Below are 23,035 nucleotides of genomic sequence, written 5' to 3' on the forward strand. Positions count from 1 at the left end.
CCGTTCAGATGCTAGTTTTGGACGGTTTTTTTGTAAGAACATTGCATGACTTACTCATTGACACGCAAGAGCAAATATGAGTGGTTTGACAAACCATATCTGTCTTCAAGGCATTGGTGTCAACTTAACGTGAAAGCTAGTCTAAAAGCTTTTATCTCGTTCCCAGTCTCCGACTGGGAACAAGGTTTTAAAGGAGTTTTAACTTAAGTTGACACGTATGAGCATTACTGTGCTTCTACAGTGCTAGACTCACCGCGATGCATTTGCTCCCCTACTTTGACTAGGTTTGCATTACAGACTAGACATTACATCCCGTGCAACCGCTAAAGTCTGCTCAATGTCTTCTTCGGTGTGAGCAAAAGAGGTAAACCCAGCTTCAAATTGAGAGGGTGCTAAGTAAATACCACGCTCTAACATACCCCGATGGAAGCGTCCGAATTTAGCTGTATCAGACTTTTTCGCATCTTCGTAGTTATGAACTGGGCCAGAGGTAAAGAATAAACCAAACATCGCGCTGATTTGACCGCCACAAGCTGCATGACCAGTTTCTTTAGCAATTTGCAGCAAACCATCTGCTAGCTTTTTAGTAATCCGCTCAAGATAGTCGTAAGTACCTGGCTTTTGCAACAATTCTAAAGTTTTAATACCAGCAGTCATCGCCAAAGGATTACCAGAAAGAGTCCCAGCTTGATATACGGGGCCGGCCGGAGCAACCATTGACATAATATCTCGACGACCGCCATAAGCTCCTACTGGCAAACCACCACCAATCACCTTACCCAAGGTTGTTAAATCGGGAGTAACGCCAAATTTTTCTTGAGCGCCACCGTAAGCAATACGGAAGCCTGTCATCACTTCATCAAATACCAATAACGCTCCATGCTCATGAGTTAGTTCCCGTAATCCTTCTAGGAAACCCGCGTCAGGTGCAATAAATCCAGCATTACCAACAACTGGCTCAAGAATAACGCCAGCAATCTCGTCACGGTTTTCTTCAAACAACGCTTTGACAGATTCTAGGTCATTGAAAGGCGCGGTTAGAGTGGTGCTAGTTGCCGCTTTCGGAACTCCTGGTGAGTCTGGCAAGCCAAGTGTCGCAACACCAGAACCTGCCTTCACTAGAAAAGTATCGGCGTGTCCGTGGTAGCACCCTTCAAACTTGATGATTTTGTCTCGTTTTGTAAAAGCCCGCATTAGTCGCAAAACTCCCATACAGGCTTCAGTTCCAGAGTTGACAAATCTGACCATTTCGATGCTAGGAACGGCATCGATGACCATTTCTGCCAAAACATTTTCTAGGACTGAGGGAGCACCGAAACTGGTACCTTTTTCTAAAGCTTCATGCAACGCTGCAATTACTTCTGGATGAGCATGACCGCAAATAGCTGGGCCCCAAGTACCTACATAGTCTATGTATTGGTTGCCGTCTATATCCCAAATATATGCGCCCTTAACACGATCAAAAACGATGGGTTGTCCGCCCACAGATTTAAAGGCACGAACAGGAGAACTGACTCCTCCTGGCATGAGGTTTTGAGCAGCGGCGAAGACTTCTTGTGATTTTGTTGTTTTAATTGTGGTATTTACCAAGGTTCTCTCCTAACAGTGGGCAATAAAAAGCTCTATCTTAGGATAGGGTCAAAAACTGCTTAGAATTTCTATCCTATATAAATAGCTGAACCAAAAAATAACAATATGTTATACAAGTCGAATAAAGACTTGCCTCTAGATATTCAAACTCGATTATCTGAAGCATACCAGGATCTTTACCGAGCAGCTTTTAACTCGGCAATTCATTGGTATGGTGAAGCCTCAAAAGCTCACAAAGTCGCGTTAAGTGCTGTAAAGATGCAGTCTGCTATGGAACGAAATACTCTTGTTGAGAGCTAGATAAGATAGTGCAATAAAAAAACATGCCAGTTGCTCTATTCAGAATGGTATCGTGAATCCATAAATTATTCTCATTAGAGCAAACTAGCTGGTATGTCTTCTAACGATTCGCGCTCACTGCATTACACCATCCCTGTTGAGAAAATTCGCTACGATGAACGGGGTCTGGTGCCTGCAATTGTCCAAGATTATTTGGATGGAACTATCCTGATGATGGCGTGGATGAATCAAGAGTCGTTACAAAAGACTTTGGAAACTGAAGAAACTTGGTTTTGGAGCCGTTCCCGGCAAGAATTGTGGCACAAAGGAGCAACTTCTGGGCATATTCAAAAAGTGCAAAGTATCCGTTATGACTGTGATAGTGATGCGCTGCTCATAGGGGTAGAACAATTAGGAGATGTTGCCTGCCATACTGGAGAACGCAGCTGCTTTCACCAAATAGAAGGGAAAATTGCCCCACCGCCAGGGGATACATTGTCGCAATTATTTCAAATAATATGCGATCGCCGCGATAATCCTACTGAAAGTTCTTATACCTGTAAATTGTTCGCAGGTGGTGATAACAAAATTTTGAAAAAGATTGGTGAGGAAACTGCTGAGGTGGTAATGGCCTTCAAGGATGATGAAGCAGATGCGATCGCAGGTGAAGTTGCTGATTTGTTATATCATACTTTGGTTGCCTTAGCTCACCATCAAGTTGATTTGAAATCGGTGTATCGCAAGTTGCAAGAACGTCGTCAGTAAATAATATAGGCAAATAAATGAGCGAGTCGGGGAAGTAAATACAAAACTTTTTCCCTAACTTCGCCAGTCTCTAAAATTAAACAAGTGTGCAAGTGTGCCGTTTTTTCTAGATGATATGCTCTTGTGATGCATCACTCAGCTTCAGCAAGGTGTTACGAGATAGTGGTTCACCTTTAATAAATCTATAGCTAGCAAAGCCTTCTCCCAGGTGTTCAAAGTGGGGAACTCGCAGTTCAACATATTTTTGCACCACTTCTAATACCTTAGCTTCATGGGAAAGTACCTGTTTTCCCCAGTCATCTTTGGCAAAACGACATACAATCTCATGATTAACAATCACCACATCGTTAACCATTCCATCTTGATTAAAGTCAAGATGCTCAACAGAGATATTGGGATAGATAGCACCAATTTTTTCGATATACGAAGCAGGAATATTCATAGTAGATTATGACACCATGACAACAAACAAAAAATCAAAATTTATCGGACTTTTAGCCTGATCGCAGCGATTTAAATGATTTGTCCGTTTGTTGTATCAACGTACCACTATGATTTAACTCCCTATAAAATCGCTAAACATGAGCATAATACCATTTTGGTGATTACTCGGCCAAAATTCGATTGAGATACTGTAAAATTGCCACAGCGATCGCCACACTCAAGATGAAGCATAGCCAGAAACTATTGGTAATAATTTGCGGATGATCTAATGCCCATCCACCCAAGGGATGACCAATAAAAGAGCCAACAGCCCAGCACAAAGCGTTAATGGAAAAATAAACGCCGCGTTGATTTTCCGGGGCTAACTCAGTGACTAAAGAGGCAGCAGATGGGTTGTAGGAAACAATCGCCATAGCAAATACTCCTAATGCCAATATTGCCCAAACTAGATGATGAGATGGGGCAGTGCCGCTTACCCAAATCAGGCCAAAACCAATTGCCCAAAGAATGGCGGAAACAGTGAGCGCGAGTGTGTGTGAGCAGCGTTTTAAGACACTGGTAACAGGCAACTGACAGATGATGGCGAACACCAGATGCCAAGCAAATAGAACACTAATCGTAGTTTGAGCAAATCCTTCGATAGTACTTTTTATAACAAAGTTTTTGAAGTAAAGCGGCAGGGTGCTGTGGATTTGAGAAATATAGATTGTGAAGAATATATTAACTGCTATATACACCAGGAAACGGCGATCGCTTAATACTGCAATCCAAGAAGTAAAAAGTTCTATCTTTTCAGATTTCCCTATCTGCTGTTGTTCGGTTTCACTAATTCCCACATAGACAACCCCAAAAAATACTAAAAAAGAGATGGCATCAATGACAAATAGCCATCGATAACTCCCAATTATCGCGATCAAAAACCCAGCGAGCACAATTCCGATCGCTAACCCAAGATTATCAGCTAGTCGAGCGATCGCAAAAGTTTCGCGGCGATTGTCAATTTGGCTAGCGTCAGCAACAACAGCTTCAGCAGCCGGCCAATAGAAACCTATCCCTAAACCGCTAATCAAGCTACCGATTACCAAAATAGTAAAATTATTGGTTGCAGCTAACACTAGAGAAGCAATTGCTGAAATCGCCGTCGCTAGCAACAAAGTGCGGCGACGTCCCCAGTGTCCAGAATCAGCCAAAGAACCACCTACAATCCGCCCTACAATGCCGGAAATCGAAGCGCTACCCAAGGCTACCCCAACACTGGTTGCAGATAAACCAACTTGATTTACAAAAAAGATCGGAGCGTAAAACAGGGTACAGCCGGTGCCAACTTCCGACAGAAATCTACCAATTGCGAAAATCCATACCTGGCGATGTATCGAGGGCAGCCACGATGATAACTGAGATTGAGAAGCTAATTTCATTAGTTTAAATGTCATAGTTTGGTGACATTTTTGTAATTCTTATCATTGGCTGCTATTTTCCTCACTCATTCCACAGGGTTTCCACAGGGATTTTAGCAGTTTTCCACAGGTGCTCTACGAGTCAATAGGCTGTTGCCGTCTTACTGGGGATTGTTAATTAACAGTGCTAAGGAACTTCAAGGGCTGAGTTTTTGTAAAGTAAAGTAACGAAAAATCGGTTCTAATGCTGATTATTTCGTTCGTGTTTATTTTTTATACAATCGTTTTTAACATTTCGCAGCATTGACAAACCCACCCCCTCTTGGCGCACAATGATTCGGCTTGCTTTTGTAATCCGTTCAACCGTTGGCATCAAATGTGTAAAATATATTACCACCAGATGTAAGCGTAGATTGACGGGATAGCGAAAGAGCGTGTGAGGTAGCCTTAAGCCGCTTTACCGCAAGCAACTTGTCCCTCTTGATTATCCTCATAGGAGGAAAATCTCATGAAAGCAACGGTTAGCATCTTTACTGAAATTCCCGAAACACTCCACGAATCCTTAAAAAACTACTTAGAAACCCATCCTGATTGGGATGAAAACAGAGTATTGACGGCGGCGCTATCATTGTTTTTACTCCAAAATGGAGATAGCGATCGCCGTGCTGCTCGAGTCTATCTGGAAACTTTGTTCCACCACTCCACAGTAGAAATGCCCAGCATCGATTCACCCGCAACAGCTAATCTACTAGACACCCCATAGGTACTGGTATGAACGGCGTTATTCTGGCTCATGCCCTAATAGGGGCACGTCAAACCGTGCCCCATAAATGGGATTTTGATCCAAAGCGATCGGCCATGTTGGGGCAATATTACAACAAAAAAGATCAGTAGATTCTGATCCTTAAAGAGGTTCCAATAGTTTCTCCTGTTGCCAAAACTACTAGTTGGTAATAGCGCAAGATTTAAAATTGAGGCAAGACTTGAATATATTAGTTGACCGTTAGTACTTGTTGTATAGCGGTTTTATTTTGGATACAAACACGTTCGTAGGGGCGCATAGCTGTCATTGGTGTCAGAAATAGCTTAACTGTTGGCTTCCTCACCCGCCTAGAACTAAAGTTCAAGGCTAACAGCTAAAGTCTACTGAAGTAGATTAAAGATTTTTGGGTATATTTAGTCATCAAGAGATGGCTTTTGTTATTAGCAAGGAACTGAGGTTCCTTGCGGGACATAACTTTTACATTAAATTGACACCAATGATAGCTGTGCGCCTCTATTAACTCCAACCTCAGCACCGTTATATCTACCAAAACAGTCAGATGCAAAGAAATATTTTCCAGTGGACTCTCCTTCCTGCCCACTGTCTCAAACAGATAAATAAATATCTCAAATAATTGCCTGGTCTGTATTTGAGGAATATCTATCTATTTTGATTGTCTAAAATTTGTCTTTTACCGAAGCCAAAGAAATTCACTAATTTCTCCCCCAAGAGTCAACAGTCAAGAGTTAAAAAACTCTAGACTGTTGACTCAGGATTTAGCTTCCAATTGCTGGGGATGAGCAGGAGATTCAAACTTATACCCAACACCACGTACAGTTTGAATTAATGCTGGCTGACTAGCATCAATTTCAATCTTCTTGCGAATTTGGCCGATATGGACATCTACAACCCGTTGATCGCCGACATATTCATAGTCCCATACCTCTTGGATTAGCTCCGCACGCCGCCAAACTCGACCTGGATGACTGGCTAAAAAATGCAACAAGTCAAACTCCAGAGCAGTTAAAGGTACTGCTTGGTTATTAAGTGCCACCTCCCGTCGCACTGGGTCAATCATAAGCTTTTCAAATACCAAGCGTTTTTGCTCGGCAGTAGTTATCACTCGTTGACGCCTCAAAATAGCTCCGACTCTGACTTCTAACTCTCCTAGCCCAAAAGGCTTGGTGAGATAGTCGTCAGCACCTTTAGCAAAGCCGCGAATTTTGTCAGCTTCGTCAGCACGGCTAGTCAACATCAGAACAAACACACCATTACGACTTTGCATCTCTTGGCAGAGGTTAAACCCAGTGATATCTGGTAAATTCACATCTAGAATCACCAAATCGGGGTTAAATTGCTCAAATAGAGTTAAGGCTGTCTTTCCATCTTCGGCAGCCTCTACCTGATAGTTCTGCTTAATCAGAAAGCGTTGGATTAAATTCCGAACCGCAGGGTCGTCGTCTACTACAAGAATCTTGGCAGGAGCCATGACCATTACTTTGCACAAAAATTCGTAAGATTAACAAGAGGGTTGCGTAAAAACGCAGTTGCCACTTTAGGACTAACTAAGAATCTACATGGCTACGGTATGAGAATCCTGATCATTCAAAAATAAATACTCTAATCAGGTTCTTGACACCAAGACACGTTCTTGATCCCAGTTAGGTGGTAACTTAAAACGTTTCAATTTTAAATCGATATGCGGTTATATACCACAAGCGATTATTCAGTATAATTAAAAAAAACTCTATTAGGGCACAGTAAGTTGCCAAATTTGAAACAGAAAAGTTGATTTCTTCATAAAAACTATGTGTTTTAGGTACTCTCCGTTCAAATTCTAGATTAGAGCCAGAATTAGGCAACGACATGAGGGTATACACGGAGTTATGGTGATATGTTAAAGTGACTATAGTTGAAATTACAAAGTCGATCAAACTAACCCGTGCTACTATCCTGGTAGGGCATAAAATAGGTCGAGACTTTAGTTTCGATCAAAATAAAACCTAAAGCTGTTTTTTCTTCGACAAAAGACTGCCGCTGACTGAGGCTGAAGTAACAAACTCCCATGAGCGATCAAAATCCCTACGAAAAACTTGGGGTATCAGAAGAGGCTAGCTTCGATGAAATTCAGGATGCTCGTAATCGCCTATTCGAGCAACATAGTGGCGATGCCAAGCATTTAGAAGTAATTGAAGCAGCTTACGATGCGATTTTAATGGATCGCTTACGGATGCGCCAGGAAGGTAAAATTAAAGTCCCTGAGCGTATCAGGTTTCCCGAATTGCGCGTGCAATCGCCTCCAAAAGAAAGTCCAACCCCTCGCGAGCAGTCACCTGCATGGCTGCAACGCATGCTGGATCAGCCAACGCCTGCGGATATACTCTTACCAGGAGCTTGGTTTCTTGGTTTGAGTTCTATTAGCCTGTTTTATCCAGAGGGAGGCGATCAGGTTTTGCAGTTAGCATTGGTAGTTGGGGTAGGCACCAGTATTTACTTTCTCAATCGTAAGGAAGGCAAATTTGGCAGAGCAGTTTTGTTCACCCTGGTCAGTTTAATAATTGGCTTAATCGCTGGGGGACTAGTTGCTAGCTGGCTATTACCACAAATATCATTTGCCAGTCTGGGAACCAATCAGTTCTCTACTGTAGTGACGTTTATATTGCTGTGGTTGGTTAGTAGCTTTCTACGCTAAATTGCTACTGGTAAGCAAGTTTCTATAAAGAAGACGTGGTTTATGTGTGTTCTTCTTAAATAATAAAATCAGGAGTCAGAATACCTTTTCTGACTCCTATTTTAATTTTCAACCTGAATGCTGATTAGATTATAAAAATGTTGGCTGAAAACCCTAAAGTTGAAACCTAAATCCATATTCCGCAGGTTAGTTAACAAAGAAAATAGTATTTTCGACAAGATATCAACAGCTTGATACAGCGACCTAGTTTTAAACGTACCGATGAAGATTTTTATACCAAGATAGCTAAAAAGTAAAACTGCTCTGGCCTGCGCCCAGAGCAGAATTTAAACAGAGGAGGTTTATTTCGGGACTTAATAGTTAGTGTTGTCCCGGTTCAGGTACACCCTTCCAAAGCTAAGAGTTTGGTTGCTCCTTGCTTTAAAAAGACCTAAATACACTTGCGATATTTGATGTGATAAACCAAACCACGGTGGGCGAGGTCAAAGGAGTCAACAGTCGCCATCCCTTGACCATTGGCGGTCATCGCAGCATTCACCCGCATATTTACACTGTCGCCACAGCGTGACCAGACATCAGCCACAGTCACTAATTGATCTCGAACGTTGTAGTCTCTTTCGCCGTTAAATGTCCTAGAAAAAACAGGGCCACGTTGACCAGCAAAAAAGTACTCTGCTCTTAGTCTGCCAATTGTGGCGGGAGCAACATAGCCCCGATAATCAGCATCGTAGAGGGAAATTTGAAAGCCTTGAGGTACTTGAATCGGAATGCTCAAGTTACAGCTTTTGCGTCTTTCTGCTGTCTTATTCCCCAGAGCTATAAACTTATCAAATAGAATACTTAGCTCTTGGCCATCGGGACTCACACCCACACTAGCAGATCCTTCAGGGCAACCGTTACCACCATATTCTGCACCTAAAATTTCAACTTTGTCGTTAGCAAAAGCAGGGCCGATAGAAGCCGTCATCAGTGTAGCCGCAGCCAGAAAAGCTTTTATAAAGTTGTTAGATGTTTTCTTGAAGTTTTGATTATTCATCACTCACCTGTCTTGAGTATTTTCAATAGTATTAAATCCAAATTGGATGCGACCAATTTCGGAAATCTCTGAGGCTATTCATAAAAGATAAAGGGGAAACAATCCTGTAGAAGAATAACTGTAAGATTCAAATACAAAGTATATTTACTGAGTAATAATGTCTTGCATTCAGTATTTTTGAACTCTACTTGGTATTTCTTGGTTATTAATCATTTTCGAACTCCAGTAAACTAAGTTACCCTCGTCAGGTGAAATTCACCTTTAACTTTTTACATGACTTACTATGCCTGGATTTTCCACTTGCGAGAAATCCAGGTATTGCTAAGAGGCTATTTATAAAGTAAATCTAAAGGAGGGTCATCAGGTAAAAACGCAACGATACTATACTGTTTATGCAGTATATCTACATAGTAAATAATGCGAAAGCCTTATTCTACAGACCTTAGTGACTCAGAATGAGCAATTTTAGCTCTTTTGATTCCACCAGCTAAACGCGGTGGACATACCCGAACAACTGATATGCGATCGTTATCCCTAATAGGGATTTTAGTTGATTGCGATTTTCTATTTTTTACGATGAATCACTTGAGCCACCAGTTTCAATCTCTAATAAGGATTCTAGTTGATTGCGATCGCTTCTCTCTGAAAACCCTGCCTTATTTGGTTTTTAAGGTTTAATAGCGCGGGGTGCAAAATTCTAACATAAAGAGTGGCAATTGTGCTAGACGAAAATATCTGAAAGCCATTCTACATAAGCTGCGCGGATATTTGAAAGATTATACAGCCGTCAAGTCCTTAAGCTCAACTACAGACTTTCTTTTATTCCTAGCGAAAACAATTGCCACCCCTCAAACCTCTGCGTTTCACTTTTAACCCTAAATTTGCCACGATGCACCAAACTGTACCTAGCTGACCTTAAAGCGATGCCTGGGTTGGGCGACATCTACGCACTTTCTATGATGATATCGTTATAAAACTTAAAATTTTTCCTTAGCAGCTAACATCTGTAAAATCTTTTCTACATGATCCAACTCTCCAACGATTCGCCGAATTGGGTGCGGCCAAACTTTGACAAGGGTGGGAGTTGCAGAAACCTGATTGAGTTCTGCTTGTTCTGGATGAGTTAAAACATCAATCACTTTCAGAGTATAAGGATGTCCGAGCGATCGCTCCAACAATTCGTGTAAATTTTGCAGAATGCGTTCGGTGGTACTGCTATGTCCTGCAACAAACAAGCGCAGAACATAGCCTTGAGTGATTACTTCCTTTTTTTGTACTATTACTGGCTGGTGGTATTTTGGCACAGGATCAGAAAGGTCTAGACGAACAATTAAGTCATGATCCTCCCAAAGCTGCGAAAATGAGGAACGATAAGTTGTTAACACCATGCGATCGCACAACCCCTCTTGCCAGGGAGCAGCTTGCCATACTAATTCCCCTGTGCCAAAAATGGCATTAAGCAAAGCTTGATGTCTAATTACAGCTGGATAAGCTTCAGCAAAAGTTCGCACTTGTTGAGTGCGTGGATCTAACCAGTTGTCAATAGTAGCAGTATAACAAGGCACTAAAAAATGCGGCGGCTCTGGCAAATCTAGGATTTCTTGCAAAGCCGAGCACAAATGCAAGTGCCATCGACCTTGCTTGCTAGGGTCGATGCAATAAATTAAATCTCCTCCAGGTGTAAATAGCGCAATGCCTTTAAACAACTGGGGTGTAGATAGTTTGTTTGTCGTCAAGATATTCACAGAGGCTAGGAAGCTAAAAGTAAAAGTTCTCTCTTTTACCTTTTACCTTAGCTATAACCGCAACCAGGATCAGCTAGAAAATTGCGAACCTATTAAAAAACATGTAAATCTCGTTTCTAGTCTCTGACTAGAAACAATCTTAATTGGGCGGCTACCGCTAAAATTGGAGGCGGAGCCTCTGAATTCGCATTCCCAGTCTGAGACTATTGGTGACAACTTAAAGTGAGCGTCAAAATGTCAAGTGGGGTGCGGAGATAAGTTCAAAGTGGGTTGCTGTCGGGATTTGGGTTGATATTTAACAATTCCCAAATCTCGATTTTTGGGAGAAACAAGGTAAGCAATCAGATCAGTAGCAAGCCCGTGATTGTAAGCATAGTGAAAGTGGTAAAAAGAGCGAAATAACATTTCCAGGGAAATTTTGTCAGTTTCAATAGCAAGTTCATCAGCTACAGCATCAGCGACATCAAGTAAAACAGCATAAAACAACCAAGTAGCCCAGATTTGAAGCTTGATGCCATTAAGAGAACCTGTCCACAAATAGGCAAGTCCTAATAACCGCTTCACCAGACAAAATGCAGTTTCAATCTGCCATCTTCGACTATAGAGGTCAGCAATTACATCGGGAGGTAACTCCATTGGGCAAGTAACACTGGTAATGTACTTATACCAAGTATTACCGCACTTGATTTCTATCAAACGCACAACTATTGGCTTTGCCCGTCCCCGTTTGTGCCCCAATTCAATGATTTGGTCAACAAGTTTTGGCGTATGACTTAAGGTTTTTTGGACGCGGTAGCTGGCTTTTTTTAGTCGAGTTATCCAAGCAACACCTTGAGTAACAAGTGCCGCAAACTCAGTAAAATCATAAAAACCTCTATCAAAGATCAATAAAGTTGCTGTTGGTGTACGACTGCGTAACCAACCCCACATCGGGAGCATCCGAACAATATGGATTTTCCTCGAATCGAATTTGTACTGGTAAATGGGTTGTTAAATCCACAATGGCGTAGATTTTTCCGGCGAGTAAACAGCTTTTTTCTTGTAAACTCTCAATGTTAATAGCTCTTCCATCCGCGCTGCCAGCACTTCGTTTTCTACTGCGGGCATATTTCGCGATCGCTTGTGGTCTGGATTTCCTACCCGTGCCTTCCCCATCACTTTTTTCCTAGAAATGCACCTCTTGACAACATTACCTTTTTCTTAAGTTGTCACCAATAGTCTCAGACTGGGAACGAGACAAGAGTCAATCTCTAAAAGCTTGTTAGAGACTGGCTTTTACGTTAAGTTGACACCAATAGGCACTGCCGTGCCCCTACAAAGAATTGTGATTCAAATAGATGAAGAAGGCTGTAAGCAGAGAATTAGAGCAAGCCTTAATTGTTTACATTTTTGCAGCAAATAGATGCTGCTTCACCACATCTAAGCGTGAACAATTCCAATAATCGACATGGGAGACAATCAAACCATCAGAGTTAATACCTAATTCACTCCAACCAGGAATAGAAATCCGTGGCTTCCAGGGGAGAGGAGTATTCCAACTGAGTGTCCACTCAGTTTTTATTGTGTCTCCTAAACGTTGAATATTATGTAAGTCCATCTTGGGATCTAAAAACCAAGTTTGGATAAAATTAATCATTTCTTTGTAACGTTTAACGCCACGAAATTTATTCAGCGGGTCTTGAAAATAAACGTCTGGGGCGTAAATACTGTAAGTTTGATTTACTGGGAATCTTTGATAGTCTTCTTTGAGGATTTCAATGATATCCATGATTTTATAGATATATCTGTAAACTACTTTAATTATGTCAATGTGGCGCGGATATAAATCCCGATTAAAATTGTATGTAATCAACTCTCATTCCATAAACGTTCTAATTGATGTCGCCAAGCAGCTAAAACTTCTTCTCGCGCCTCTGTAGTTTGATTTATTTCACCCATGAATCCTTCTGCGTAAAAGCGTTCTAAGCTTTGCATAGTAGCTTGCAGAGATTGCCCTTGCTGTTTTGCTGCCTGAATAATTTGCCGGACGCGACTTTCAATTAGTCGATTAAAAACATTATTTAATCTAGCATCATAGAGAGATACAAGTCGGTTAATTGCATTGGACAAATCCGCACCCACTAAAGTGTCACTGTTGTGTTGAAAAACTCCCCAAATTACCCCTTCATACAAAGCGTAACGTACTTCCTGAGTGTCATCAAAGTTAGCTTCTAGGAACTGTTCTAAAAATGGTTGCCCTTCTTCTACGGGCACAATAGGTAGTAAAATTCGCAGCCAAGTCTTATCTTCGGAAAGCAGCACTAATAGCCGAAAAGTAGAGGTGTCGACTTGCCACGATCCAGGAGCGATTGCACCAACAGCCGATGTGCCAAACAATTCTGTTAGAGTAGCTGCAATTTCTTCAGGTGTCATAAGCTTTTGTTTAGATATAGCCTCTAGATTAGCGCAGAGGTGCATCAGCTTATTCACTAGAACGTTGAGTTGGTTGCAACTTTCAGTCTGAAGACGTAGTGGGGGCCTACACTTAACTGTACGCCCCCACAAATGAATGTATTCCACTGAATGGCAATATTGAAATATATGATTTAAATGAGCGAGTTTCTCAAAAACACGATGCCGATCGCACAGAAAGCGAAGCCAGCAATACTAATTTTAGAGGGTAAAATTCGGTTTATTTCTCCCATACCCATTGCACCACCAATCTCTCTAGCACTCATGACAACCGCAAACAGAGTTAAAGTTATGCCTAGTATATAGGCAATTAGTGGCATTATTCCTGCCCCAATAATAGATTCAGCATCAGCGTAACCCTGAAATAAACCAGCACTGACACCCACTAGAGCAAGTACTATAAAGTTTGGTTGATTTGGCATCATCAGCATAGTACCAAAAACGATGGTAGAAATTGCGAGCGCAATTTCTGTGCCTGGGAAATTTAGCTGGAATAAATGAATTACAATCCCCAAGATTGCTGCTAAGACAAAAGATCCAGCGATCGCAGCGCCACGAACAAACACAGATGAGAGTAAACCAATAGCAATAATCCCAATTAAACAATCCAAGCCAATTACTGGATCTGCCAGTCCCCAGAGTAAACCTTCCCAGCAGTTAGAGATGGTATGACGATCCGGTGTTCCACTCAATGAACTCAGTAAGCTAATTAAAATTAGAACTGCGATCGCCCCAATATGGCGATGCATTAAATTTAAGGTCGGAAGTTCCCCCCAAGCACGGGATTGTGATAATTTAGTTGTGAACATTACCATCTGCCAAATTAGTTTTTTCGGTAATTTATACTACCCACCTATCCAAAAAAACTAACGTGGTTAAAGATTGATATTTGGTGAGTTTTATGCCGTTTGGCCGTTTGTGGCGATCGCTATTGTACCGTCAAGACTATTGCCGTTGATTTCGATTAGACCAAATTGGCAGTTTATTCACTTTTTCGAGTGTTAATTCTACATAAGTTGTTTGGCTTTGCCCGATTGTTGTTGTACCAAAATAACCTTGAGATCCACTATGAGCATGAGGGCCTGTTTTCATAACTGTATAACGTCCTTGAAGACGAGCTTGATTGAAAGGTGAACCTACTGTAATTGGCCAGCGTGAAGCAAATACAATCTGGCTAATATCTTCAATCCAGTCTCGACTACCTACAAGTTGGTACACATGGTCAACTTTATCAAAGCCTGTTTCGCCATCAAAATCACCACCTATTGAAACAACAATTAATTGAGCATTTAGCCACTGTTCGAGATCAGAAACCGCACCAAGAGCAACTTGCACTCCGCCACTGGTTCCAACTAAAATCACTTTCAGCCCTTGTTTAGGACGTTTGGATAAAGGATATACGGCATTCATGCGATCGATGATCGCATTCGCAATTCCCAAGTTATAAATCTGTCCATAACGGTCATCGGCAGAAATAGCAAACCGCCAGAGATTACGGATTTTAATTAAAACATCTGTATTAGAGAACAAACCATCTCCTTTTTCAGCTGCACTCCACAGAGGTGCTAATAACCGTTGCCCTCCTAAACTTTCGTTAGCAGCGGAGTAAGGAAAAACATCCCGCACTGTTACACAATTACGATGAATTTGCTCTAATTTATTTAAAAAAATTTCTTCGCCTAGAGTTAATTGGTTGGCAGAGAAATCTCCTACTCCTGGTAAAAAAACTATATAGCAATCAATATTTTTCGATTTGTCAACTTCCAGCGAACGGTTATCTCTGGGTAACTTTTTCGTTGGATCTTTCTTAATCCCCAAGCTTTCAGAACTTTGACTCAACCACCATACCAATGTTCCCACAGGGGCAAAAGTTCCCCAGGCAAGAAGTATTATCCCTGCTAATACCAACAGTCTTAATGTTCCACTTTGCAACCATAGCAGTATTTGTCCGCCAATTCTACGCATTTGAGATTATTGTTTTATATAGTTAATAAATAAAATAATCTTAAGCTTAAAGCTTTGATTTTTAATTGCTCATTTTATAAAATTCTGTTTTTTGTAATTTGTCATCCCTCATTAGTTAGAAAAAATGAGTAGTAATAATAAAAAATCAAGGCAAGGTTTGTGTCATACACTTTGGTATGCTCTAGCTTTGAATGGCGACTTCTATGAAAATGCTCGCAATACACAGCCAAACCAGAGGTTAGCTCTAAGTATTGTCATTCTGGCTGCTATTTCTCATGCCATAGGTAGTGGCGTAATTTTATTAATAAATCGAGCTACGGTTTTTGTACTTTTGACGGGTCTTTTGATTGATGCGATCGCTATTGTTGCAGGATACTATTTTTGGACATTCACAATTTTCAAGATTGGGCAATGGCTCAAACCCATCGATCCTACTTACGGTGACTTACTTATTCCGATAGGCTTTGCCTATGCACCGCAAGTACTGAATTTTTTAACTCTCATTCCCTTACTAGGACAACCAATTGAGCTTATATTGGCGTTGTGGAGTTTATTAGCGGTAATTGTCGCAGTCCGCCAAGGGTTAGATATTACTACTCGAGGAGCAACATTTATTTGTTTAGTAGGCTGGCCCTTAATTCAAATTGCGATCGGTTTTGTACAAGTTTTGGAGCAACAATTAGTAAGATGGACAAGCTGAGAGGTATCCTACATCCTTTTGGCTTCTCCACTAACTCTTAAAAAAGAATTTCCTGAGCGAAGGAAGTTGTATCTGGAAGGCCTAAATTTAGATGACTAATTTCTGACAATGTACTCAACCAAATTTTGAATTGTTTGGGCATCTGTTTCACTTAAACTTTCCAATTCAAATCTGTTGCCCTCTTGTGGCGTACTAAATTGGCTACTGTATATACGACGACTCAACCCTACCGGACTTCCTTGGTAAAAAGTTGTATAAAATACACATGCTGCTACGTATGAGCCAATGGGACTAGGGTGGCTTTGATCAGAACTATAAAGGTTTAATTTCGGATTTGCTTCCTGAACTTTTTGCCAAGCTATTCCAACAGGTGCAACCTTGGCTTTCAGTTCTCTAGCAATTTTCATGTATGAATCAGTCAATATCTGTTGCGTTTCTGGTTGATTTTGCTTTGCCCAAGTCAAGTAGAACACTGTTTGGGAATTCACTCGCTTAATTTCGGCATCAAACAGACTGGCGTACTTGTACATTTCCTTGGGATTGGTAATTGGTAAAGTACTTTGCTCTTGGAGTACTACGTAATCCCATCGTTTCGCTTTTAGTAGCCTGAGTGCTTTACCACTTTTCCAGTGGCTTTTGAGGGTAGCTGCACCAACCACAACCATTTCAGTTTCGAGCTTTTTAGTTTCTTTTGCCGACTCAGCCAACTGTTGTGTCAACCAAGGAAGATCATTGACATAGGTATAGCTATTGCCAATAAATAAAACTCTGATTGTCTGCTGTTGAGCTACTTCAACAGAATTTGCCTCAACCGGCTTCTTTATAAACCGAAACAAAACAATCATCAAAAAGAGAAATAAACATACATATACTATCTTTGTGTTTATCATCATCCCTGAAACTTTTGCAGCATAATTTATTGTTGGACAGACTTTTTCAGAAAATAGTTCTGATTTTTATAAATTTGTATACGTTAAATAAAGCACAAGTTTTACCTAAGCTAAAGCTTGTCTTAACTGAACTCTATTAAAAAGAAGACTAATCTAGAAATACCTTCATTGGTAGAGAGTATGAAATTTCTCAAATTGCTACTACTTAGTATTGCTCTCGTCTTCTTAGCATCGATTAGTCCACTGCAAGCTAGCCTCATAGCTCAATTACCAACTCCTTTACCTTCAGTTACAGAACGTGAAACAACATCTCTAAAAAATTCACAGGATGTATTGACTGTTGCAACTTTTAATGTAGAGAATTTAGACCCTAAGGATCGACGTTTTGAGAATATTGCCAAAATTATTCTCAATAATTTGAACGCACCAGATGTCATCAGTTTAATTGAAGTTCAGGATAACAACGGGCCAATCAATGATGACGTTGTAAATGCAAATCAGACTTACCAAAAACTGATTGCAGCGCTCGAAAATATTGGTAGTCCAGCATACGACTTTGTTGATATTGCGCCCAGCGACGATCAAGATGGTGGAGAACCTGGAGGCAATATCCGTGTCGGTTTCTTATTTCGACCCAGCCGGATAACTCTAGCAAAACTGCCCAGAAGAGGTGGTTCATTAGATGCTGTGGCTATTACTCAAGATTCAAATGGTCTTGACCTCTCGCTCAACCCAGGTCGCATTGATCCCACAAATAATGCTTTCGAGCAAAGTCGTAAACCACTTGCGGCAGAATTTATATTTAACGATCAAAAACTGTTTATTATTGCGAATCACTTTGTTTCTAAACTTGGAGGTTCTCCCAGCGATGCTCAACGAGTCAAGCAAGCCCAAATTGTTAATGAATTTGTAGCGCAACTACTAGAAGTTGACCCGCAAGCCAAGGTAATTGTACTGGGTGACTTAAACGATTTACCAGATTCGTTACCTTTGAAGACCTTGAAGGGTAACATTCTTGAAAATCTAACGGTTCGTTTACCTCTTAGCGATCAGTTTACTTACAAATTTCGTGGGAATCCTCAACTGATTGACCATTTATTGGTCAGTGAAAATCTTTCTCGTGCTGCTCAACCAGAAATTGACATTGTACATGTCAACGTTGGCTTTAGTAGACCTGTCAGCGACCATGATCCTGTGATTGCCGCGTTTACATTACCTGCTAACCAGTCCACCTCTGACACCATCCCTCCCGTAAGCCAACCCACTCCCGTGAATGATTCGGCAATTATATTGCCTCAATTATCCAAATTCGCTTTAGTTGATGAACTAGCTAAGGAGTATACGCCTAGCAAAGTCTTGAATTATGATCGGGCAAGAGACCAAATGTTTGGCATTATTGATAACCGAGCAGGCATTGTGACAGACATTTATGCTAGTTATGCAATTCGTCTAACTGGCAGTGGCGATCCTAGTCAGGAAGCTGACAAATTAGGGCTGAATACCGAACATGTTTGGCCACAGAGTAAAGGTGCTGACAAGGGTAATTCCCGAAGCGATCTTCACCATCTATTTCCTGCACGAGAAAATATTAATAGTGAGCGAGGCAATAAACCCTTCGATGATATAGCCGACACAGTTACTAAGAAATGGTATCGAAATGATACTGTTCAATCGACAATTCCTACTAGTGCAATTGACGAGTTTAGTGAATCAGCATCTGCTAAATTTGAGCCGAGAGAAAAAGTAAAAGGGGATATAGCTAGGGCAATGTTCTACTTTTACACTATCTATCGGAATCAGGCTGAGAGAGTAGACCGAAATTACTTTCAGAATCAGCGCCAGACTTTGTGTAAATGGAATCAGCAAGATCCCCCAGATATTACTGAAATAGAACGCAGTAATGCGATCGCTAAATTTCAAGGTAATGACAATCCATTTGTGTTAGATGCCACATTAGCAGAACGGGCATACTGTAATTCCTAAAGAGAAGGGGCGCATAGCTAGTTGTGCGCCCCTTCATGCAATGAAATATGCTTTTTTGCCAAAACTCTAATGCAGTAATTCTTCAACCTGATGCTGGCTCCACAAAGTTCTGTACAGACCCTCTTGTTGCACTAGTTGTAAGTGATTGCCTGTCTGAACAATTCTTCCTTTTTCCATCACAAAAATCCGGTCAGCAGCCGCCGCCGCCGATAATTGATGGGTAATGAAAATTACTGTTTTGCGCTCTGTACCACCAGAGAGATTTTTGAGGATTTGCGTGGCTGTTTGATTATCCACGCTAGAGAGGGCATCATCCAAAATTAATACTGGAGCATTAACCAGCATAGCCCTAGCCAAGGCAGTACGTTGTCGTTGACCGCCAGAAAGAGTAATACCGCGCTCACCCACAAGAGTGTCGTATTGCTGTGGAAAATTGTTAATTTCTGATTCAATCTGGGCAAGTTTAGCGACAGATTCTATCTGCTCTTGTTCGCTAATTGGATCGCCATAGCGGATATTATTTTTGATTGTAGTACTAAATAGAAAGCTATCTTGAGGAACGTAGGCGATCGCACCTCGTAAATCTGCCAAAGCGATCTTAGTAATATCTAGCCCATCTAAAAACAATTGTTCTGATTCAATATCTAACAAGCGCGGCAAAGCATTCGCCAAAGTAGATTTCCCCGAACCAATTGCTCCAACAATGGCAACGGTTTCTCCAGGAGCAATGGTAAAGTTAACATTTTCTAGAGCTGGAGTAGTGGCACCAGGGTAAGTATAAGTGAGATTTTTAGCTGTCACTTCCCCTTTAAGTTGAGCCATTGGTAAATGTATGGCATCGGCTGCGTCTTGAATTTTCGGTGTGACAGAGAGAATAGATTCAAGGCGATCGATACTAACTTCACCCCGTTGGTAGGCAGTAATTGTGAATCCTAAAAGGGCTGTGGGAAAAACTAGACGCTCTACATAAATTAACAGTGCTAAAAAGTCGCCAACTTGAAGGGTTCCAGAAGACATCCGCGCCGCCCCTAGCCAGATGATCACCAGTGAACTGACATTAGCTAGCCCACCAATTAGCGGAAACAGTGTATTTCGAATTTTTGCCAGTTCCAGGTTAGCAGTCAATAGCTGCTGATTTTTCTTGGCAAAAGCTCGACGCTCGTTTGCTTCTTGGGCATAGATTTTAATCAAGGCAATGCCACTGATATCCTCCTGGATGAGTTCGCTGATGTCAGAGAGTTGCTCTTGAACTGCTGCTTGTTGTTTGCGTAAGCGATCGCTAAACAGACTCACTAACAAGAGCATAAAAGGGTACACTGCCAGGGAAGCTAGTGTGAGATCCACACTAATCGCCAGCATTACTGGCAGTGTCAGGGCGTAGGCAAACACTGTATTTGCCAAACTCAAGACTGCAAAACCCAATAAACGCTTGATATTGTCCACATCACTGGTAGCTCGATTAATCAAATCACCAGCAGTATTGCTGGCAAAATAAGCCGGCTCCAGCTTGAGTAAGTGTTCAAAAATCCGTTGTTTCAGGTCAAATTCTACCTGTCGCCCCACCCCAAATAGCCAAATACGGGATGCCATCCGCATTAGCCACATCGCCGAACTGAGCAAGACAATGATTACTACGTAATGTAGTATTTGGTTCCAGCTAAAGGTTGTCGAAAGTTTATCAACACCAGCACGAATCAACCAAGGAATATAAACGCCCAGTGCATTGACAGACAATAAAGCGAGAATCCCTAAGGAGGCCTCTCGCCAATGGGGTCGTAGGTAAGCACTGAGTTTAGCGATTCGTCGAGATTTTGCCATTAAAGCAATTTTGCAACTTTATCATCTTAGATTAACTGCTAGTCCAACGGGATAGTTATTGCCGTTCAGTACTAGTAGCCCACCACACCAACTTTAATGGGTGAATAAGTTCGTAGTAAGGACTTTAGTCCTTAATTTGAGCGCTGAAGCGCTCACTACAAACCAAGCATTGTTGACTTGGCGGACTACTAGTAGCCCACCACACCAACTTTAATGGGTGAATAAGTTCTTAGTCCTTGGCTTGAGCGCTCAAGCACTTACTACGAACCCACTAAAGTTGCCTTGCCAGAGTACTAGTACAACACGGCGCAAATCCAGCTACCATCTCAGTTAACCAGACAAGTTTTTCTTTTTTAACTTTATTACCGCTGAACACGCAAGAACCTGTAAATTTCAACGAGATAACTTTCCCAAGTTCTTGTTGTCAATTGCAATGTTTCCGAATTCGGTACAAAGTCTTCAAGTCGTAAACCGCGTGTGCGAATATCTTGAGGATTTCCTTGTAATAGGTAGGGAGGCACTCTCAAATTATAAGAAAGAATGCTATCCCCAGTTACATCTGAGATGTTCGCTGTGGTGGTTGGTTGCCCTAATGCCACCAGTGTCCCAGATGTGGATGTAGCGCTTGCTACATAGGTTTCACCCGTCATTGCTAGAGGTGCCCGATAAAGGAAATAGGCGACTGCTGGTGTACTTGCCAACAACAAAATCGTCAGTGCCCAACCTATCAAGTATCCTCCTGGTTTCTCTATCCCACCTCCTTTGATTTTTTGAGCCGCAAGAATCATCAGTAAAACAGAGGCTCCTAGAGGCTTGAGTGGAAAAGATAACATCCTCCACAACGATGCCACAGCAGGTTCATTGGGGTTCAGAAATGATAGGGCTACGATTACTAAGATAACGACTAAGATTAATCGCCCTACAAAAGTTCCAGAGGGATAAAATCGCTGGAACAGAGAATATACGATAGTACCAATCAGCAGCCACAGCAGTACTCGGCTTAACAATAGAAACATAGATTAACTCTCAAATTTTCTGGTGCAGTGAGCCAGTGTGGTGATAAGACAGTCCACCTTTATAGGGGTTTCCACGCCACATGCTTCTCCTTTTGGAGACGCTGCGCCTAGCTTGCTTTGACCTAGGAGTACAACCGAGAAAACCCCGGTAACGAACGCAGTGGCTCCCCAAGAGGAACTGCCGTGTATGAATTCCCTGGATAAAACAACTGGCGACTTCTTAGTGATCGCGACGCTAGAAGCGTCACCCGTAAGGGTCAACCTAGAGGTTTCGGGAAATGGATTTATTTTATTGTCAAATTGTAATCGCACTGTTTGACTTAAAATACTTCAAACCTCACACCTAATGACTACCGTCGTAGTGATTTTAGTGCAATTTTTTGACACTGCGTCTATTATTTATAATTTTCCAGAAGAGTAATGTGGCACCGGTAAACTAAATTAATTGAGTAATCCACTCAAAAGGAAAAACTATGTCGCCTGGAAAGCCTAGCATTTTGGTAACTGGGGGAGCTGGATATATTGGTTCCCATGCGGTGCTTGCTTTGAAGCAAGCGGGTTATAACGTTGTGATACTTGATAATCTGGTCTATGGGCATCATGACCTAGTAGAAAAGGTTTTACAGGTAGAACTGATAGTAGGGGATACAGGCGATCGCGCCTTGCTAGATCACCTATTTAAAACCCATGATATTGCGGCTGTAATGCACTTTTCTGCCTATGCCTACGTAGGAGAATCGGTAACTGACCCAGCCAAATACTACCGCAATAACGTTGTTGGTACTTTAACCCTGTTAGAAGCGATGCTGACAGCATCTGTAAAGAAATTTGTCTTTTCTTCTACCTGTGCCACCTACGGGGTACCGGAATTCGTGCCCATTCCAGAAACTCATCCTCAAAATCCGATTAATCCCTATGGCGCTACAAAGCTGATGGTAGAGCGGATTCTCTCTGATTTTGATGTTGCTTATGGTTTTAAATCAGTGCGTTTCCGCTATTTCAATGCTGCTGGCGCTAATCCCAGTGGCTTACTCGGCGAGGATCACAATCCAGAAACCCATTTGATTCCCTTGGTGCTGATGACAGCTTTAGGTAAACGAGAATCTATCTCAATTTTCGGCACCGATTACCCCACGCCCGATGGTACTTGTATTCGTGATTATATTCATGTTAACGACTTAGCAGATGCCCATATTTTGGGATTGGAATATTTATTAAAAGGTGGCGATAGCGAAGTTTTTAATTTAGGTAATGGCAGCGGTTTCTCTGTCAGAGAAGTAATTGCAGCTGCCGAACAGGTGACAGGACATTCTATAGCAGTAGAAGAACGCGATCGCCGTCCTGGCGATCCCCCAATTCTCATTGGCACCAGTGAGAAAGCCAGAACAATTTTAAGTTGGCAACCTCAGTATCCATCCATCAAAGATATTGTCGCTCATGCGTGGCAGTGGCATCAAAAGCGACATAAGTAGGAAAGGAGTGGGGGCAGGGGGCAGGGGGC

At 41.7% G+C, this 23,035-nt stretch carries 22 protein-coding genes and 1 pseudogene; 8 read left to right on the forward strand and 15 right to left on the reverse strand.

What is annotated here, in order from left to right; translation table 11 throughout:
• Positions 1-291 precede the first annotated feature (291 nt).
• Positions 292-1,590: a glutamate-1-semialdehyde 2,1-aminomutase gene (hemL, locus tag F8R90_RS10790; protein WP_190894858.1), complete on the reverse strand. Its 1,299-nt coding sequence runs from the start codon at positions 1,588-1,590 to the stop codon at positions 292-294.
• Positions 1,591-1,695: 105 nt separating this feature from the next.
• Here hemL and F8R90_RS10795 point away from each other — a divergent pair, with 105 nt between their 5' ends.
• Positions 1,696-1,890 (forward strand): ChaB family protein, encoded by a 195-nt coding sequence (locus tag F8R90_RS10795; RefSeq protein ID WP_196510731.1) that lies wholly within the window; start codon positions 1,696-1,698, stop codon positions 1,888-1,890.
• A 93-nt stretch (positions 1,891-1,983) separates the two neighbouring features.
• The gene (gene hisIE / locus F8R90_RS10800) at positions 1,984-2,634 is read left to right on the forward strand and encodes a bifunctional phosphoribosyl-AMP cyclohydrolase/phosphoribosyl-ATP diphosphatase HisIE (RefSeq protein ID WP_196510732.1); all 651 of its coding nucleotides are present in this window, start codon (positions 1,984-1,986) and stop codon (positions 2,632-2,634) included.
• A gap of 106 nt (positions 2,635-2,740) precedes the next feature.
• Here hisIE and F8R90_RS10805 read toward each other — a convergent pair whose 3' ends face one another.
• Positions 2,741-3,076 (reverse strand): hypothetical protein, encoded by a 336-nt coding sequence (locus F8R90_RS10805; protein ID WP_196510733.1) that lies wholly within the window; start codon positions 3,074-3,076, stop codon positions 2,741-2,743.
• Positions 3,077-3,239: 163 nt separating this feature from the next.
• Entirely contained in the window at positions 3,240-4,511 is a 1,272-nt protein-coding gene (locus F8R90_RS10810; RefSeq protein WP_196510734.1) for an MFS transporter, read from the reverse strand.
• 472 nt (positions 4,512-4,983) lie between these two features.
• Between F8R90_RS10810 and F8R90_RS10815 the strand changes: the two are divergent.
• Positions 4,984-5,175, forward strand: a pseudogene (locus tag F8R90_RS10815) (DUF2811 domain-containing protein); the annotation flags it as partial.
• A 71-nt stretch (positions 5,176-5,246) separates the two neighbouring features.
• Positions 5,247-5,369: a hypothetical protein gene (locus tag F8R90_RS33415; RefSeq protein ID WP_269141753.1), complete on the forward strand. Its 123-nt coding sequence runs from the start codon at positions 5,247-5,249 to the stop codon at positions 5,367-5,369.
• Between the two features lie 638 nt (positions 5,370-6,007).
• Here F8R90_RS33415 and F8R90_RS10820 read toward each other — a convergent pair.
• Positions 6,008-6,727 (reverse strand): response regulator transcription factor, encoded by a 720-nt coding sequence (locus tag F8R90_RS10820; RefSeq protein ID WP_196510736.1) that lies wholly within the window; start codon positions 6,725-6,727, stop codon positions 6,008-6,010.
• Positions 6,728-7,303: 576 nt separating this feature from the next.
• Between F8R90_RS10820 and F8R90_RS10825 the strand changes: the two genes are divergently transcribed.
• Positions 7,304-7,930: a CPP1-like family protein gene (locus tag F8R90_RS10825; RefSeq protein ID WP_190894865.1), complete on the forward strand. Its 627-nt coding sequence runs from the start codon at positions 7,304-7,306 to the stop codon at positions 7,928-7,930.
• A gap of 430 nt (positions 7,931-8,360) precedes the next feature.
• Here F8R90_RS10825 and F8R90_RS10830 read toward each other — a convergent pair whose 3' ends face one another.
• The 8 genes from F8R90_RS10830 to F8R90_RS10865 form a co-directional block, all read right to left on the reverse strand.
• Positions 8,361-8,966, reverse strand: a complete 606-nt coding sequence (locus tag F8R90_RS10830) for a DUF4360 domain-containing protein (RefSeq protein WP_196510737.1) — start codon at positions 8,964-8,966, stop codon at positions 8,361-8,363.
• Between the two features lie 977 nt (positions 8,967-9,943).
• Entirely contained in the window at positions 9,944-10,702 is a 759-nt protein-coding gene (locus F8R90_RS10835) for a circadian clock KaiB family protein (protein ID WP_230966241.1), read from the reverse strand.
• A 246-nt stretch (positions 10,703-10,948) separates the two neighbouring features.
• Positions 10,949-11,695: a transposase gene (locus F8R90_RS10840; protein WP_331000639.1), complete on the reverse strand. Its 747-nt coding sequence runs from the start codon at positions 11,693-11,695 to the stop codon at positions 10,949-10,951.
• Positions 11,696-11,701: 6 nt separating this feature from the next.
• Entirely contained in the window at positions 11,702-11,866 is a 165-nt protein-coding gene (locus F8R90_RS10845) for a hypothetical protein (protein WP_196510740.1), read from the reverse strand.
• Between the two features lie 226 nt (positions 11,867-12,092).
• The gene (locus tag F8R90_RS10850; protein WP_190889823.1) at positions 12,093-12,479 is read right to left on the reverse strand and encodes a DUF2358 domain-containing protein; all 387 of its coding nucleotides are present in this window, start codon (positions 12,477-12,479) and stop codon (positions 12,093-12,095) included.
• 80 nt (positions 12,480-12,559) lie between these two features.
• The gene (locus F8R90_RS10855) at positions 12,560-13,123 is read right to left on the reverse strand and encodes a hypothetical protein (RefSeq protein WP_196510741.1); all 564 of its coding nucleotides are present in this window, start codon (positions 13,121-13,123) and stop codon (positions 12,560-12,562) included.
• 173 nt (positions 13,124-13,296) lie between these two features.
• Positions 13,297-13,971 (reverse strand): HupE/UreJ family protein, encoded by a 675-nt coding sequence (locus F8R90_RS10860; protein ID WP_196510742.1) that lies wholly within the window; start codon positions 13,969-13,971, stop codon positions 13,297-13,299.
• Between the two features lie 136 nt (positions 13,972-14,107).
• Positions 14,108-15,127: a hypothetical protein gene (locus F8R90_RS10865; protein WP_196510743.1), complete on the reverse strand. Its 1,020-nt coding sequence runs from the start codon at positions 15,125-15,127 to the stop codon at positions 14,108-14,110.
• Between the two features lie 124 nt (positions 15,128-15,251).
• Here F8R90_RS10865 and F8R90_RS10870 point away from each other — a divergent pair, with 124 nt between their 5' ends.
• On the forward strand, positions 15,252-15,827 hold the full coding sequence (locus tag F8R90_RS10870) for a hypothetical protein (RefSeq protein WP_196510744.1): 576 nt from the start codon (positions 15,252-15,254) through the stop codon (positions 15,825-15,827).
• A 95-nt stretch (positions 15,828-15,922) separates the two neighbouring features.
• On the opposite strand, the gene F8R90_RS10875 is transcribed toward F8R90_RS10870, so the two are convergent.
• On the reverse strand, positions 15,923-16,672 hold the full coding sequence (locus F8R90_RS10875; RefSeq protein WP_196510745.1) for a DUF4886 domain-containing protein: 750 nt from the start codon (positions 16,670-16,672) through the stop codon (positions 15,923-15,925).
• A gap of 225 nt (positions 16,673-16,897) precedes the next feature.
• Between F8R90_RS10875 and F8R90_RS10880 the strand changes: the two genes are divergently transcribed.
• Positions 16,898-18,700 carry an endonuclease gene (locus F8R90_RS10880; protein ID WP_196510746.1) on the forward strand — a complete coding sequence of 601 codons (1,803 nt, stop codon included), beginning with the start codon at positions 16,898-16,900 and terminating at the stop codon, positions 18,698-18,700.
• Between the two features lie 66 nt (positions 18,701-18,766).
• Here F8R90_RS10880 and F8R90_RS10885 read toward each other — a convergent pair whose 3' ends face one another.
• On the reverse strand, positions 18,767-20,518 hold the full coding sequence (locus F8R90_RS10885; protein ID WP_196510747.1) for an ABC transporter ATP-binding protein: 1,752 nt from the start codon (positions 20,516-20,518) through the stop codon (positions 18,767-18,769).
• 362 nt (positions 20,519-20,880) lie between these two features.
• Entirely contained in the window at positions 20,881-21,534 is a 654-nt protein-coding gene (locus tag F8R90_RS10890; RefSeq protein ID WP_196510748.1) for a hypothetical protein, read from the reverse strand.
• Between the two features lie 473 nt (positions 21,535-22,007).
• On the opposite strand from F8R90_RS10890, the gene galE reads away from it, so the two are divergent.
• Entirely contained in the window at positions 22,008-23,006 is a 999-nt protein-coding gene (gene galE, locus F8R90_RS10895) for a UDP-glucose 4-epimerase GalE (RefSeq protein WP_196510749.1), read from the forward strand.
• Positions 23,007-23,035 lie beyond the last annotated feature (29 nt).

Source organism: Nostoc sp. NZL (assembly GCF_015714705.1).
Classification (GTDB): Bacteria; Cyanobacteriota; Cyanobacteriia; order Cyanobacteriales; family Nostocaceae; genus Nostoc; species Nostoc foliaceum_A.